At 34.7% G+C, this 14,682-nt stretch carries 13 protein-coding genes; 11 read left to right on the forward strand and 2 right to left on the reverse strand.

Annotated elements, in window-relative coordinates:
• Positions 1 to 83 precede the first annotated feature (83 nt).
• From ilvN to HNQ00_RS00660, 11 genes are all read left to right on the forward strand, one after another.
• Positions 84 to 611, forward strand: coding sequence for an acetolactate synthase small subunit (gene ilvN, locus HNQ00_RS00610; protein ID WP_173836064.1), 528 nt, complete (start codon positions 84 to 86; stop codon positions 609 to 611).
• 10 nt (positions 612 to 621) lie between these two features.
• Positions 622 to 2,091 carry a ketol-acid reductoisomerase gene (gene ilvC, locus HNQ00_RS00615; RefSeq protein ID WP_173836066.1) on the forward strand — a complete coding sequence of 490 codons (1,470 nt, stop codon included), beginning with the start codon at positions 622 to 624 and terminating at the stop codon, positions 2,089 to 2,091.
• 522 nt (positions 2,092 to 2,613) lie between these two features.
• Positions 2,614 to 4,521, forward strand: coding sequence for an acetate--CoA ligase (gene acs / locus HNQ00_RS00620; RefSeq protein ID WP_173836068.1), 1,908 nt, complete (start codon positions 2,614 to 2,616; stop codon positions 4,519 to 4,521).
• A 161-nt stretch (positions 4,522 to 4,682) separates the two neighbouring features.
• Positions 4,683 to 5,993 carry a mechanosensitive ion channel family protein gene (locus HNQ00_RS00625; protein ID WP_173836070.1) on the forward strand — a complete coding sequence of 437 codons (1,311 nt, stop codon included), beginning with the start codon at positions 4,683 to 4,685 and terminating at the stop codon, positions 5,991 to 5,993.
• A 90-nt stretch (positions 5,994 to 6,083) separates the two neighbouring features.
• Positions 6,084 to 7,229 carry an NAD(P)/FAD-dependent oxidoreductase gene (locus HNQ00_RS00630; RefSeq protein ID WP_173836072.1) on the forward strand — a complete coding sequence of 382 codons (1,146 nt, stop codon included), beginning with the start codon at positions 6,084 to 6,086 and terminating at the stop codon, positions 7,227 to 7,229.
• Complete coding sequence (locus HNQ00_RS00635) at positions 7,230 to 7,943, forward strand: methyltransferase domain-containing protein (RefSeq protein WP_173836074.1); 714 nt, start codon at positions 7,230 to 7,232, stop codon at positions 7,941 to 7,943. It begins immediately after the preceding gene.
• Positions 7,940 to 8,992 carry a type III polyketide synthase gene (locus tag HNQ00_RS00640; protein WP_173836076.1) on the forward strand — a complete coding sequence of 351 codons (1,053 nt, stop codon included), beginning with the start codon at positions 7,940 to 7,942 and terminating at the stop codon, positions 8,990 to 8,992. Before HNQ00_RS00635 ends, HNQ00_RS00640 begins: the two co-directional genes overlap by 4 nt.
• Positions 8,993 to 9,004: 12 nt before the next feature.
• Positions 9,005 to 9,454, forward strand: a complete 450-nt coding sequence (locus HNQ00_RS00645; protein ID WP_173836078.1) for a 3-hydroxyacyl-ACP dehydratase FabZ family protein — start codon at positions 9,005 to 9,007, stop codon at positions 9,452 to 9,454.
• Complete coding sequence (locus tag HNQ00_RS00650; protein WP_173836079.1) at positions 9,447 to 10,721, forward strand: beta-ketoacyl-[acyl-carrier-protein] synthase family protein; 1,275 nt, start codon at positions 9,447 to 9,449, stop codon at positions 10,719 to 10,721. Before HNQ00_RS00645 ends, HNQ00_RS00650 begins: the two co-directional genes overlap by 8 nt.
• A gap of 5 nt (positions 10,722 to 10,726) precedes the next feature.
• Positions 10,727 to 10,981, forward strand: a complete 255-nt coding sequence (locus HNQ00_RS00655; protein WP_173836081.1) for an acyl carrier protein — start codon at positions 10,727 to 10,729, stop codon at positions 10,979 to 10,981.
• A 57-nt stretch (positions 10,982 to 11,038) separates the two neighbouring features.
• Positions 11,039 to 11,542: a 4'-phosphopantetheinyl transferase family protein gene (locus HNQ00_RS00660; protein ID WP_173836083.1), complete on the forward strand. Its 504-nt coding sequence runs from the start codon at positions 11,039 to 11,041 to the stop codon at positions 11,540 to 11,542.
• Here the strand turns inward: HNQ00_RS00660 and HNQ00_RS00665 are convergent.
• Both HNQ00_RS00665 and HNQ00_RS00670 read right to left on the reverse strand, forming a co-directional pair.
• A complete protein-coding gene (locus tag HNQ00_RS00665; protein WP_173836085.1) occupies positions 11,528 to 12,124 on the reverse strand; it encodes a 3'-5' exonuclease in 597 nt (198 codons plus the stop codon). The two genes, HNQ00_RS00660 and HNQ00_RS00665, sit on opposite strands and share 15 nt — an antisense overlap.
• A 2-nt stretch (positions 12,125 to 12,126) precedes the next feature.
• On the reverse strand, positions 12,127 to 14,043 hold the full coding sequence (locus HNQ00_RS00670; protein WP_173836087.1) for a DUF294 nucleotidyltransferase-like domain-containing protein: 1,917 nt from the start codon (positions 14,041 to 14,043) through the stop codon (positions 12,127 to 12,129).
• Positions 14,044 to 14,682 lie beyond the last annotated feature (639 nt).

The raw sequence follows: 14,682 nt of genomic DNA on the forward strand, positions 1-14,682 counted from the left end.
AGTTTAAGGTTTAAAGTTGGCGCAAATTTGAAAAAAGTAATTCCAACAATACACTCTAAACACAAACTTTCAACATAAAAAAAATGGAAAATCAAACATTCACAATTTCTGTTTATTCAGAAAATAACGTTGGACTATTAAATAGAATATCAGGTATATTCTTAAAGCGTCACATTAATATACTAAGTTTAAATGTTTCAGAATCAGAGATTGAGACAGTTTCAAGATTTATAATTGTAGTGAATACTACCGAAAAATGGGTACAAAACATTGTAGGTCAGATCGAAAAGCAAATCGAAGTCATCAAAGCATTTTACCATGTCGATGATGAGACGATATTTCTTGAAAATGCGCTGTTCAAAATTGAATCTAGTTTACTTTTTGACGAAAGGCAAATTCAGAATATTATCAAAGAAAGCAACTCTGAGATTGTCACTGTAGCAAGAGAATTCTTTGTGATTTCGAAATCAGGAAAAAGATCAGAAATAGAAGAATTGTATTCGAAATTAAAACCGTACGGAATTATGCAATTTGTACGCTCCGGGAGAATATCTATTTCTAAAGAGAAAATGGAAATTTCAGCATTATTAGAAGAACTAAAACAAAATTAAAAATATAAAAATGGCAAATTATTTCAATTCATTACCACTTAGATTACAATTAGAACAATTAGGCGTTTGCGAATTCATGGACCAATCAGAGTTTGCTGATGGAATCGCAGCTTTAAAAGGTAAAAAAGTAGTTATCGTAGGTTGTGGAGCTCAAGGTTTGAATCAAGGATTAAACATGAGAGATTCTGGTTTAGATATTTCTTATACATTAAGACAAGAGGCAATTGACCAAAAAAGAGCTTCATATATGAATGCCGCAGACAATGGATTTAAAGTGGGAACCTATGAAGAGTTGATTCCTACTGCAGATTTAGTATGTAACCTTACGCCAGACAAGCAACATACAGCAGTTGTGACGGCGATTATGCCTTTGATGAAAAAAGGAGCAACACTTGCTTATTCTCATGGATTCAATATTGTTGAAGAGGGAATGCAAATTCGTAAAGACATTACCGTTATTATGTGTGCTCCTAAATGCCCAGGATCAGAAGTACGTGAAGAATATAAAAGAGGTTTTGGGGTACCAACATTGATTGCCGTTCACCCAGAAAACGATCCTAATGGAGATGGTTTTGCACAAGCAAAAGCTTATGCAGTAGCTACAGGTGGTCATAAAGCTGGAGTTTTGAATTCCTCATTTGTTGCTGAAGTGAAATCAGATTTAATGGGAGAGCAAACTATTCTTTGCGGAATGTTGCAAACAGGTTCTATCCTATGTTTTGACAAAATGGTAGAAAAAGGAATCGAACCAGGATATGCTTCAAAATTAATTCAGTACGGATGGGAAACAGTAACAGAAGCCTTGAAACATGGTGGAATTACAAACATGATGGATCGTTTGTCTAATCCTGCTAAAATTGAAGCGTACAGACTTTCTGAAGAATTAAAAGACATTATGCGTCCGTTGTTTCATAAACACATGGATGATATTATCTCTGGCGAATTTTCAAAAAATATGATGATTGACTGGGATAATGATGATGTTAATTTACTAACATGGAGAGCGGCAACTGCAGAAACTAATTTCGAAAAAACGGCTCCGCAAGAAGCAGCAATCTCTGAACAAGAGTATTTTGACAATGGTGTATTGATGATTGCTATGGTAAAAGCAGGTGTTGAACTAGCTTTTGAAACAATGACTGAATCTGGGATCATTGCAGAATCTGCATATTATGAATCGTTACACGAATTGCCTTTGATTGCAAATACAGTAGCGAGAAAGAAATTATACGAAATGAATAGAATCATATCTGATACAGCAGAGTACGGTTGTTACTTATTTGATCATGCGTGTAAACCTTTGTTAACAGATTTCATGAAATCAGTAGAGACTAATATCATAGGTACACCATTCTCAACGTCTAATAGTGTTGATAATGCAGTGCTAATTGCTGTAAATAAAAGTATTAGAGTACATCCAATCGAGCAAGTGGGCGAGTGGTTGCGTGAGTCTATGACGGCTATGAAAAAAATAGGATAAATTATAGAGGGAATTGCCACACAAGTCGTGTGTTTAAATGGGTATACATGCATTGTTTTCTGTATTTTGAATTAGTAAACAACATAGCATAAAATATAAAATGCATCTGACCGCTCATTACGTTCACTTAGTAGACACACTTACTAAGTGAAGTAATTCCTTTTATTTAAAGGATTTATATTTTTACTTTATTATTAATATATAATTTAATGCAGGGAGCTCTTATGCTTAAAAAAGACTATTTAATCTTCTAGATCGTCGTTTTGATGTAGAAGGTTAAATTGTTATTTTTTGTTTTAAGTTTTATTTATTGGTTTGAATAATTATTATCTAAAAAGGTGATACAGTTGTACTGTATCGCCTTTTTTTAATAGTAGCTATTTTAAAAAAGGGCTGTTTTTAATAAATTCATACATTATGCCATCATATATTGATAATTAGCCATGATTTCATAGGAATTAATGGCTAAAATTGTTTCAGCAATACAGAGAGTTTTAATACATTTATAAAAAATTAAAAAGCATGAGTTACTATAAAGTTGACAATCTAGAACAATATTTCAAACATTATAACAAATCTGTTCGAGAACCAAGAAAATTTTGGGGAAAAATCGCCGAAGAAAATTTTACTTGGTACCAGCAATGGGATAAGGTTGTCGATTTTAATATGGCTGAAGGTGACATCAAATGGTTCACTGAGGCCAAACTTAACATTACTAAAAATGCAATTGATCGCCACTTGAATAAGAGAGGAGATAAAACTGCTATCATTTTTGAGCCCAATAATCCAGAAGAGGAAGCGTTGCATATTACCTACAATGAATTACATCAGCGTGTGTGTAAAATGTCTAACGTTTTGCGTGATCAGGGGATTAAAAAAGGTGATCGTGTGTGTATTTATTTACCCATGATACCAGAATTAGCTGTGGCTTTATTGGCATGTGCTAGAATAGGAGCAATACATTCTGTGATTTTTGCTGGTTTCTCTGCATCGGCGGTAACTAATAGAATTACAGATAGCGGTTGCAAAATGGTAATTACAGCTGATGGTGGCTTTCGCGGAAGCAAAACCATTGCTCTTAAAGAAATTATAGATGAAGCATTAGAACAATGTGATACTGTAGAAAAAGTGCTGGTAGTAAAAAGAACACATACAGCGGTTAACATGAAAGAAGGTAGAGATTACTGGATGCAACCACTTGTAGATGAGGCTTCAGATAATTCGGTTGCTGAGATTATGGATGCAGAAGATCCTTTATTTATTCTGTACACATCAGGATCTACAGGTAAACCAAAAGGGATGGTGCATACTACTGCAGGCTATATGGTACAAAGTGCGTATACTTTTAAAAATGTTTTTGCTTACGAGGAAACAGATGTTTTCTGGTGTACTGCAGATATTGGATGGATTACAGGACACTCGTATATCGTTTACGGACCGCTATTAAATGGTGCCACTACGGTAATTTTTGAGGGTGTACCTTCTTATCCTGATTTTAGTCGCTTCTGGCAAATTATAGAGAAACATAAGATTACACAGTTCTATACGGCACCCACTGCTATTAGGGCTTTAGCCAAAGAAAATTTAGAGTATGTTAATAAGTATGCTCTGAAATCACTGAAGGTAATTGGTTCAGTAGGGGAGCCTATTAATGAAGAGGCTTGGCACTGGTACAACGACCATGTAGGAGCAAAAAAATGCCCTGTAGTTGATACTTGGTGGCAAACCGAAACTGGAGGAATCATGATTTCGCCACTCGCTTTTGTAACCCCAACAAAACCAACGTATGCCACTCTTCCGTTACCGGGAATTCAACCCGTTTTAATGGATGATAAACGCAACGAGATAGAAGGAAATCAAGTTGTAGGTAGTCTTTGTATTAAATTTCCATGGCCCGGTATTGCACGCACAATCTGGGGAGATCATAAACGATATATTGATACGTATTTCTCTGCTTTTCCAGGTAAGTTTTTTACTGGTGATGGTGCCTTAAGAGATGAAGTGGGGTACTACCGCATCACCGGTCGCGTAGATGATGTTGTTATCGTCTCTGGACATAATCTAGGAACTGCGCCTATTGAGGATGCCATAAACGAACATCCAGCAGTTGCAGAAAGTGCAATTGTAGGTTTCCCTCATGATGTTAAAGGTAAGGCACTTTATGGTTATGTAATCCTTAAAGAAACTGGTGAGATTAGAAATAAAGAGAACTTGTTTAAGGAAATAAACCAACATATATCTGACCACGTTGGTCCGATTGCCAAGTTAGATAAAATTCAGTTTGTTGATGGATTGCCAAAAACACGCTCGGGAAAAATTATGCGTAGAATCCTTAGAAAAATTGCAGAAGGGGACTTCTCTAACTTTGGTGATACTTCTACTTTGCTAAATCCAGAAATTATTGAACATATAAAAGATGGTGCTAAATAGCATTTAAAATCTTCTTGTATATAGCCCTTTCGATTAAAATTGAAAGGGCTTTGTTTTTTGTAACAAGTAGTAAGCTGTCTGTTAATCCTTTTATAATCTTTGAATGACTTTTTGACAAGCCATAATAGGAGTGCTATATTTACAATTAAAGCACACTTTGAATGAAAGAATTAGAAAATAAATACAATATCGCAGTTTGGTTAGATCATCTTTTTATTAATGATTTTGGGTTACATCCTACCGTAGCACTCTATTTAAAATTAATTACACTCATTGCCGTGCTATTTATTGTGAGCATGATTGCCTACTTTTTAACCAAATTTTTTGTCGTTAGTTTAGTCAATAAATTTATTTTAAAAACAAAGGCTGCCTGGGATGATATTTTAGTTGAGAAAAAGGTTTTTGAAAAAATAGCTTACCTCGTGCCAGCATTTATTATCGTGCTTGCGGCACCATACATCTTTGGTGATTTTCCTTCGTTGATAAAGTATGTGATTTTACTTTCAAATATATTTATTATCATCGTTATTTTCAGGTCTTTATTAAACTTATTGACGGTTTTCGGAATCATCTTATCTGGTGCTAAAGCATTAAAAGACAAACCAATTACTACTTATATTCAGGTCTTAAAAATTGTTGTTTACTTTGTTGGCTTAATATTAGTACTGTCCTTAATTTTAGGGAAGAGTCCGTTTTACTTTCTAGGAGCAATGGGAGCAATGACTGCCATTTTATTATTGATATTCAAGGATACAATCCTCGGTTTTGTTGCTAGTGTACAAATGTCTGTTTATGATATGGTGCGAGTGGGAGACTGGATCTCGATGCCTAAATTTGATGCTGACGGTGATGTTTTATCTATTAATTTAAACACTGTAAAAGTGCAAAACTGGGACAAAACCATTACCACAATTCCTACCTATGCTTTTATAACTGACTCTTTCAAGAACTGGCGCGGAATGAGCAATTCTGGAGGTAGACGTATTAAAAGAGCCATATATTTAAAGGTGAGTAGTTTTAAATTTTGCGATGAAAAAATGCTAGAGAAATTTGGAAATTATAAGATGATCAAGTCATATATTAATGAGCAAACTGCCGCTGTCAATAAATACAATACCGAATTATCAGCGAATGAAGAGATTCCAGCAACGATAAGAAGGTTAAGCAATGTGGGGGTTTTCAGAATTTATGCCGAAAAATACATCACAGCAAATCCTAATATTAATAAAGATATGATGATTATGGTGCGCCAATTAGAGGCTACTTCTAAAGGTTTACCACTCGAAATTTACTGCTTTAGTTCAGAGAAAGACTGGCTTAAGTATGAAAACATTATTTCGGATATTTTTGATCACTTATTAACGATAACTAGCGAATTTGAATTGGAAGTTTTTGAAGAATTTACGGGGAATCGTTACGCGACCGCACAAAATCAATCTGGTACTACAACAACTCACGATAATTTTGTTTAAAAATTTTTAGTAAAAAACTCGATAGTTCTATAAAGTATTCTTTAAATTCTATAACTTCATCGTATTGCTATTGCATAAATTTACGGCAAGATGAAATCAAAAAAGGTATTAATTATTGGAGGTGGACTGGCTGGTCTTACAGCTGCGATTCATTTAGCTAAAAGCGGTATTGCTGTCACAGTGATAGAGAAACATAGTTATCCTAGACATAAGGTATGCGGAGAATATATTTCTAACGAAGTACTTCCTTACTTTGATTGGTTAGGTCTTGATTTGACTGGTATAAAAGCTAAAACAATAACTGATTTGAGATTTTCTACCGTTGCTGGTCATGTAATTACCACTACTTTGCCTTTAGGTGGTTTTGGTATCAGTAGATTTGCTTTGGATGAATACCTATATCAAGAAGCACTTTCTAACGGTTGTCAAATAATTATTGATCAAGTAGAAAATGTCGATTTCGAAAATGTCGATTTCGATAAGGATATTTTTACGATTAGCACACAAAGTAATCAAACGTTTACTGCCGACTTGGTTTTAGGTGCTTTTGGTAAGCGATCAAATATCGATCTTAAATTGAAGCGAGCTTTCATGGATAGAAAGTCAAAATGGCTGGCGGTAAAGGCACATTATCAAGCAAATATTACAAATAATATGGTGAGCTTGCATAATTTTGATGGGGGCTATTGTGGTGTTTCAAAAGTAGAGAACGATGTCGTAAATGTTTGCTATATAGTTAATTACGATGCCTTTAAAAAATATAAAAACATTACTGATTTCCAAGAATTTGTAATGACAAAAAACCCTCACTTAAAAGATTTATTTACTAATAGCAACTTGCTTTTTGAAAAGCCATTAACGATTAGCCAAATCTCATTTGATAAAAAGCAAGCGGTAGAAGAGCATATAATCATGATAGGGGATACTGCGGGGCTCATTCATCCACTTTGTGGCAATGGTATGGCAATGGCAATACACAGTGCCAAGATAGCATCAGAATTAATTATTAAGTACAATAACAACACAATAGAAAGTAGAGCTGCTTTAGAAAAAGAGTACCAGAAAAAATGGAAGTATACTTTTAATAAAAGAATACAAGCAGGCCGTTTTTTATCACTAATTTTAGAAAACAAAACTAGTGCTAATCTGGTGCTAAAAATGGTCACTACTTTCAAATTTATCTTACCATACATAATAAAGCAAACGCATGGAAAACCACTTACAGTTGAATCATAGATGGGTTTAAGTACAAAATGTAGAACAGATCAAGAGGAAATCATGGATGATTTTGCCATGGAAGGCGAAGTACTTCGTGATGCCCTAGATAAAATAGCGAGTATCAATCAACTGCTAGGCGGCAATAAACTAACACTTAACGGAGTGAAAGACATGTTGTCTACCGCCGAAAAAAAGCGTGAGTTTACCATTGTTGACGTGGGATGTGGCAATGGAGATATGCTGAGAGCACTAGCAGATTATGCAACAAGCAAAGGGCTCACTTTCAAATTGGTAGGAATTGATGCTAATAATTTCACAATTACACATGCAAGAGCCTTATCAACAAACTATGCCAATATTTCCTATTTATGCGAAAATATATTTGATAAAGAATTTGAAAATCTTAAATACGACATTGTACTTTGTACGTTGACATTACATCATTTTAAAGACGATCAAATCCAACAACTGTTGCGGGTTTTTTACAATAATGCCACTTTGGGAGTTGTAATCAATGACTTGCATAGAAGTAAAATAGCTTACCGTTCTTTCCAAGCGTTGTGTAAAGTATTTGGATTAAACGATATGTCACGTGAAGATGGATTAGTCTCTATATTACGAGGATTTAAGAAAGTAGACTTGATTCAGTTTTCTAAAAAATTAGGCTTCAGAAAATACGATGTTAAATGGAAATGGGCTTTTAGGTACCAATGGATAATATATAAAATATGAGTGTAAAAATTAGTTCAGTAAGCAAGCAATTACCTAAATATTCAAGAACCACAGCGGAAATCCTTCCTTTTTTGGATCATTGGTTGGTAAATCAAGACGAGCGATTTATTCGAAAAGTAAAAAAAATATTTGAAGGTGCTGCTGTAGACAAGCGGTATTCTATTATGGATCCTATCGAAGTTTTTACGCAATCTTCATTTCAAGAACGCAATGAAATTTACACCAGAGAAGTGATTGATTTAGGTGAAAAAGTACTCGTGAAAGCTTTAGAAAAATCAAAGTGGCAACCCGAAGATTTAGACTTTATAATCACGGTAAGCTGCACCGGAATAATGATTCCGTCACTAGATGCTTATTTAATCAATAAATTAAAATTACGACAAGATATTGTTAGGCTTCCCGTTACCGAAATGGGTTGTGCTGCAGGAGTTTCAGGAATTATTTATGCAAAGAATTTTTTGAAAGCTAATCCTGGAAAAAGAGCTGCGGTGATTGCAGTAGAAAGTCCTACGGCTACTTTTCAGTTGGATGATTTTTCAATGGCAAATATTGTTAGTGCAGCAATTTTTGGTGATGGCGCTGCTTGCGTGTTACTCTCTTCTTGTGAGGAAGATGCAGGTGCGCGAATTCTTGATGAAGCTATGTATCACTTTTATGATAACGAGCACATGATGGGTTTTAAGTTAACTAATTCTGGTTTACAAATGGTACTTGATATCGAAGTTCCTAATACCATAGCGTCGCATTTTCCAGCGATTATTCATCCTTTTTTAGAAAAAAATAATTTAAAAATAGAGGCGCTAGATCATTTGATATTCCATCCCGGCGGAAAAAAAATAGTGCAAACTGTAGAAGCCTTATTTTCTGACTTAGGTAAGAATATAGACGACACTAAGGAAGTACTTAAATTATATGGTAACATGTCTAGTGCTACTGTTTTGTATGTTCTGGAGCGCATTATGGATAGTAAACCGCAAGCGGGTGAATTAGGATTAATGTTGAGCTTTGGTCCTGGCTTTTCGGCACAACGTGTTTTACTCGAATTTTAATTTTAAGAAAAAATGGATGCTACTGCAATTATTGATAAACTCCCGTATACTGAACCTTTTTTGTTTGTAGACAGCCTTACTAAAATAAGTGCTGATGGTGTGGTGGGTAGCTACACTTTTAAAGAGCATGCTGATTTTTATAAAGGCCATTTTAAGGACAATCCAGTTACTCCTGGAGTCATACTTACTGAAACCATGGCTCAAATAGGCGTAGTGTGTTTAGGAATTTATCTTTTAAATCAAGAAGCTAACGCACAAGTAGCAATTGCTTTAACATCAAGCACTATCGAATTTTTAAAAGCTGTTTATCCTAATGAAAAAGTAACGGTTACATCTGAGAAAATTTATTTTAGATTCGGGAAATTAAAATGCAAAGTCAGCATGAGCAATGCCTTAGGTATTGAAGTATGTCGAGGAGAAATAGCAGGAATGATAATTGAAAATAAAGCTAAAGATGAGTAGGAGAGTAGTCATAACAGGAATGGGAGTCGTTGCCCCTAACGGCGTGGGACTAACAGCATTTTCTCATGCGATAAAAAATGGTATTTCGGGTATAAAAAAAGATCCCGACTTAGAGCGATTGAAATTCTCCTGTCAAATTTCAGGCAAACCAATCCTCTCTACTGAAAAAATAGCAGACTATTTTACTGAATTAGAACTACGAAATTTTAATTCTACCGGAATACTCTATGGCGTAATCGCAGGGCTAGACGCTTGGAAAGATGCCGGTCTCGAGATCACTACTGCAACCGATCCTGATTGGGATTCTGGAACAATTTTTGGAGCTGGAACGTCGGGAATTGAGAAATTTCGCGAAAGCATTTATAAAATTGATAATTTCCAAACAAAGCGATTGGGGAGCACTGCTGTGGCACAAACTATGAATAGTGGGATTAGCGCTTATCTGGCGGGTAAATTAGGATTAGGCAATCAGGTTACCACAAATTCCTCTGCTTGTACAACGGGAACAGAGAGTTTGATGATGGCTTATGATCGAATACAATCCGGACAAGCAAAGCGCATACTTGCTGGTAGCACTAGTGATTCTGGACCTTATATTTGGGGAGGTTTTGACGCCATGCGAGTCTGTACTTTTAAACACAATGATAGTCCTGAGACGGGTTCGAGACCACTTAGTGCCACCGCGTCTGGTTTTGTTCCAGGTAGTGGTGCAGGCGCTTTTGTTGTAGAAGATTTAGAGCATGCGCTGGCGCGAGGTGCTAGAATATACGCTGAGATAAAAGGAGGTAATATCAACTCAGGAGGTCAAAGAGGCACTGGAACCATGACAGCTCCTAATACGGTTGCGGTTCAAAAGTGTATACGAGATGCTATAAAAAATAGTGGAATAGATCCTAGAAAGATTGATACCATTAACGGACATCTCACTGCAACAACTAAGGACGGATTAGAGATTGAGAACTGGAGTCAGGCGCTTGAGCTGAGAGGCAATGATTTTCCTTATATCAATTCGCTTAAATCGATGGTTGGTCACTGCTTATCAGCTGCAGGAAGTATTGAGTGTGTGGCTAGTATTTTACAAATTCATGAGAGTTTTATATTCCCCAGTATAAATTGTGAAGACCTTCATCCCGAAGTTACTGCAATAATAGATGCTAGCAAAGTACCACAAAAACTAATAGAAATACCGGTAAACATCGTTGTAAAAGCCAGTTTTGGTTTTGGGGATGTGAACGGATGTATTGTATTTAAAAAATTTGAAAAATAAAATAAATGGAAAGAATCACTATTATCGAAAATTTGAAAAATATTATTGCTCCTTTTGTGACTGATAAAGAAGCACTGGAGACTTTGACAGAGCAAACAGATTTTATACAAGACTTAAATATCAATTCAGCTAATTTAGTGGATATTGTATTAGATGTTGAGGATTTTTTTAATATCCAAATTGACAATGAAGCAATGGAGAAAATGCTAAATGTAGAAGCTACCGTTGCAGTTATAGAAGAAAAATTAGCCTTGAAATAAGGTATAGTAATACATTAGGTAATACTATATAAAAATCTTTAAATCAATATTTTGTGAATGATTGGAAATGATGTAGTAGATTTGGCTGTAGCCAAAAAAGAAAACAACTGGCGCCGCAAAGGCTATCTTGAAAAACTATTTACTAACCAAGAAATTACGCTTATTCAACAAGCCGAAAATCAAGATTTCATGGTATGGAATCTATGGAGTAGGAAAGAGGCTGCCTATAAAATTTTCATTCGAGAAACTGGTAAAAGAGCTTTTATGCCTTTACAATTATCTTGCGAATATAGTGATGAACATAGCGGAACAGTCAGCTGTCAAGGCAGCATATATTATACAAAAACAATCATGGATCTTCACAAGGTGTATACTGTTGCTGCTACTACTATCGAGTTATTAGAGCAAATAGTTACTTTAAATGATCGCAAACAAGTTTTAAAAAAGAAAGGGATACCTTACTTAATTGATATAAAGAGCCAACAAGAATTTCCAGTTTCTATTACACATCATGGTGACTACGAGTATATTATTACAGTAGCATCTTTACTTAATTCCTAGTCTCGATTTTAATTTTAAGAATAATAAAGCAATAGTATAAGCGTCATCAGCAGACGAATTACGTTCGCTCACAGGAACTTTGAAAGCCTCTGAGAGTTCGACTAGTGAAAATTCTTTATCAGTTATATCTTGTAGTTTTCGATACATAATATCAATATCTAGCGCTTCGTTTTTTAATCGTCCACAACCCAAACGCTCTAAGGCGGCATTAATCATTTCAACATCAAAATCAATATGATGACCCACGATTACAGCATTCCCTAAATAATTGATAAACTTCTCGAGTGCTTCTGGCTCGCTTAATTTTTCCATTTTACTTTCGATAATAAACTCATTAGAAAGTTTGTTGTCATGAAAGTATTTGTACTGCAGCAAAATGTGCTCAAAATTATCACCTATTAAAATACTGTTGTCAACCACGGCAAAAGCAGATATAGTCAACACAACATCATCCTTTGGATTTAATCCAGTAGTTTCAGTTGATAGCATCACATATCTAGTGGATTTTTCACCAAATTTAGCTAGATATTCTTTGTAAAATTCAGGGTACTCTTTGTTAATATTTTTAAGCCAGTCTAGCATAATTATGAAAAATGTGTCAGTTGGAATTTGTCTTTTATCAGGTCTTCTAATTTTCGCATTGGCGCCAAGGCGTTCTTTAATTTGTCTCTATCAATCTTAGATAATTCCTCTAAATTAACAAATTGTCCCGAACTATCATTTTTTATTCCCTCTAAAGTTCTAATTTTTGATAGTACTAGAAAAGCTTCGGCACATTCTAAATAGGTTTCTGCATGCTTAGGATCTACCATTGCCAGTTGCTTGAAACGGATATAGGTGTTGTTGATTCCTTTGACTTTAAAACTCAAAGTAAACAAACGAGCACCATCAATCAACGGCATTAACGCTTTAGTTTTTATATCAAATTTATCTTTATGAGGACCTTCTTCTTCAACATTGAAATTTTTGAAAAATGTTAAAGGAGAGTTTTTACGCAACGCATCATTTCCTAAAAAGTCAAAGAACAGGGTGTTGTTTTCCATATTTTGAAAAACAGTACTACTAATGGCATCCTCAATTTTTTGCTCGCCATAAACCAACTCATAGTCAAAGAAAATACTGCTTAAATCACCGCTATGTTCGCCCGGCATATTGATCCAGTTATTGTACTGTTTCATCCAGTCTGTAAGCGATTTACACCACAAGATATTTTTGGCCATGTGACCGTTAGGACAGCTTTCATAGCCCACACTTTCTAATATGTCAGTAGATTTACTGGCAAGATTTAAGAAATAATCTTTTACCTCTCTATATTTTTCAGGTGTAACATCTTCAAATATTAAGATACTATCCTGATCTGTTGGTAATAATTGTTCTTTTCGGCCTTGACTCCCTATACTCAACCAAGCAAAACGAGCAGGAGGGGAGCCTAATTCTAAAATAGACAACTCTATGGCACGTTTTAATAATGCAAAAGTGATTTCACTAGCAATGTTATTCACATGTGTTAAAGGGATATTTTTCTGGATCGAATTCTGCACGAGATCTGCTAATCTAAAACGAATTTGTTTTAAATCGTTTGCATCGTGAGCGCGTTTAATTTCTTTAACTAAAACACCAGGATTATTTGCTTGAGCAACCACTAAATCATGTTCTGAAATGACGCCTTTTACAGCAGTTTTATCAGAACCATCTTGCGTTACGCACAAATGAGATACATTGTTTTTAAGCATTAGTAACTGCGCCTCGGCCAAAGAAATATTTTCTAAAACCGTGATTACTGGATACACCATAATTTTATCTATTGTACTAGTAACAGCAAATCTTCCGGTTGCAACTTTACGAGACATATCACTATCAGTAACAATTCCTAGGGGAATCTTATTACTGCAAATTACTGCGCAAGTATTCTTAGACTCGGCCATTAATTGTGCTGTTTCCTGAATCGTATCACTGTGTGCAACCGTTATCGGACTGTTGTTGTATGACAAGGTTTGAAAATATTGCATCTCAGAAGTTTGTCCTGTATAAAAAACAGAATCAGAAACCTGATTATTATGCATGCTCTCTTTGTCTTTAGAATTTCGTGTATTAATGGCAAAATTTTCCAAAAGGAAGTTAAGTACATCCGTATTATTAGCTACAAAAGGTCTAAAAATAGCGATAGGAATAGCGTACAAAATACTCTCTTCACGCGCTTTTGCAGTCATGGTGTAGTTGTTTTTAGCAAAAAACGGGCGTAAACCAAAGATGGCGCCTTCATGACATTTGTTTAAAATATTCTCTTCAGCGTCTACAACAACCGTTAAATTAACCAATCCTGAAGCGACCACATAAAATACATCATGCAAGGGATCGTCGACTTTAAACAAGGTTTTATTGACTTCTAAATTTAATACTCTAATATTAGTAGCAATTGCAGCTAACTCATCAAAACTTAAATATTTAAATGGTGCATATTCCTTAAGAAAATCGGCAATGTTATTTGCAATTGTATTCATACTTGAGATTATTTAGTAAAACAAAATTAATAAAATATATATGGAATAGAACGCTTATTGCATGCTATAATTATAAAATGATGGTAAAGAAATAAATTGTGTTGCTATTTGTTAGCAAATTGGGATTTCTTTTAGGAACAGATAGCTTTGCATGTTGTTCTTAATCTTAGATATAAAACACATTATCAGTATTTTAATACTATTAAGATAGGTTGGTTGCTATTTTCTATTTTACATAATATAAATTATAGTTCATTTATAACTATTGTTAAAATAGAGGTTATTTACTGATTATGGTCCAATTTTATAGATCCTAAGTGCTGTGATCCTTCTTCTAGCTAACTTGAAAGCCAAATTTCATGTGTACTTGTTATAGAAATTACGTTTGACTTTAGAATTTCTTTCATAAATCTTGATGGTTTTATTTTCGAATTCTCTGCTAATCTAAATTTATCGTCAATTACTTAGAGCTGACATTGATGAATGCTGATGATTTTACTTTCGAATAAATTATCCTACGTATAGTTCTAGCAATTTGTTTAGTCGAATTCTCTGCTAATCTAAATTTATCGTCAATTACTTAGAGCTGACATTGATGAATGCTGATGATTTTACTTTCGAATAAATTATCCTACGTAT

Source organism: Flavobacterium aeripolare, from assembly GCF_013294025.1.
In the GTDB taxonomy this organism is placed as follows: Bacteria; Bacteroidota; Bacteroidia; order Flavobacteriales; family Flavobacteriaceae; genus Flavobacterium.

Excerpts from the sequence above, each read along its gene's own strand:
- ilvC (WP_173836066.1), top strand. The coding sequence starts at position 622 with ATGGCAAATTATTTCAATTCATTACCACTTAGATTACAATTAGAACAA.
- HNQ00_RS00650 (WP_173836079.1), top strand. The coding sequence starts at position 9,447 with ATGAGTAGGAGAGTAGTCATAACAGGAATGGGAGTCGTTGCCCCTAAC.
- HNQ00_RS00670 (WP_173836087.1), bottom strand. The coding sequence starts at position 14,043 with ATGAATACAATTGCAAATAACATTGCCGATTTTCTTAAGGAATATGCA.
- HNQ00_RS00655 (WP_173836081.1), top strand. The coding sequence starts at position 10,727 with ATGGAAAGAATCACTATTATCGAAAATTTGAAAAATATTATTGCTCCT.
- acs (WP_173836068.1), top strand. The coding sequence starts at position 2,614 with ATGAGTTACTATAAAGTTGACAATCTAGAACAATATTTCAAACATTAT.
- HNQ00_RS00665 (WP_173836085.1), bottom strand. The coding sequence starts at position 12,124 with ATGCTAGACTGGCTTAAAAATATTAACAAAGAGTACCCTGAATTTTAC.
- HNQ00_RS00640 (WP_173836076.1), top strand. The coding sequence starts at position 7,940 with ATGAGTGTAAAAATTAGTTCAGTAAGCAAGCAATTACCTAAATATTCA.
- ilvN (WP_173836064.1), top strand. The coding sequence starts at position 84 with ATGGAAAATCAAACATTCACAATTTCTGTTTATTCAGAAAATAACGTT.
- HNQ00_RS00645 (WP_173836078.1), top strand. The coding sequence starts at position 9,005 with ATGGATGCTACTGCAATTATTGATAAACTCCCGTATACTGAACCTTTT.
- HNQ00_RS00630 (WP_173836072.1), top strand. The coding sequence starts at position 6,084 with ATGAAATCAAAAAAGGTATTAATTATTGGAGGTGGACTGGCTGGTCTT.
- HNQ00_RS00660 (WP_173836083.1), top strand. The coding sequence starts at position 11,039 with ATGATTGGAAATGATGTAGTAGATTTGGCTGTAGCCAAAAAAGAAAAC.
- HNQ00_RS00635 (WP_173836074.1), top strand. The coding sequence starts at position 7,230 with ATGGGTTTAAGTACAAAATGTAGAACAGATCAAGAGGAAATCATGGAT.
- HNQ00_RS00625 (WP_173836070.1), top strand. The coding sequence starts at position 4,683 with ATGAAAGAATTAGAAAATAAATACAATATCGCAGTTTGGTTAGATCAT.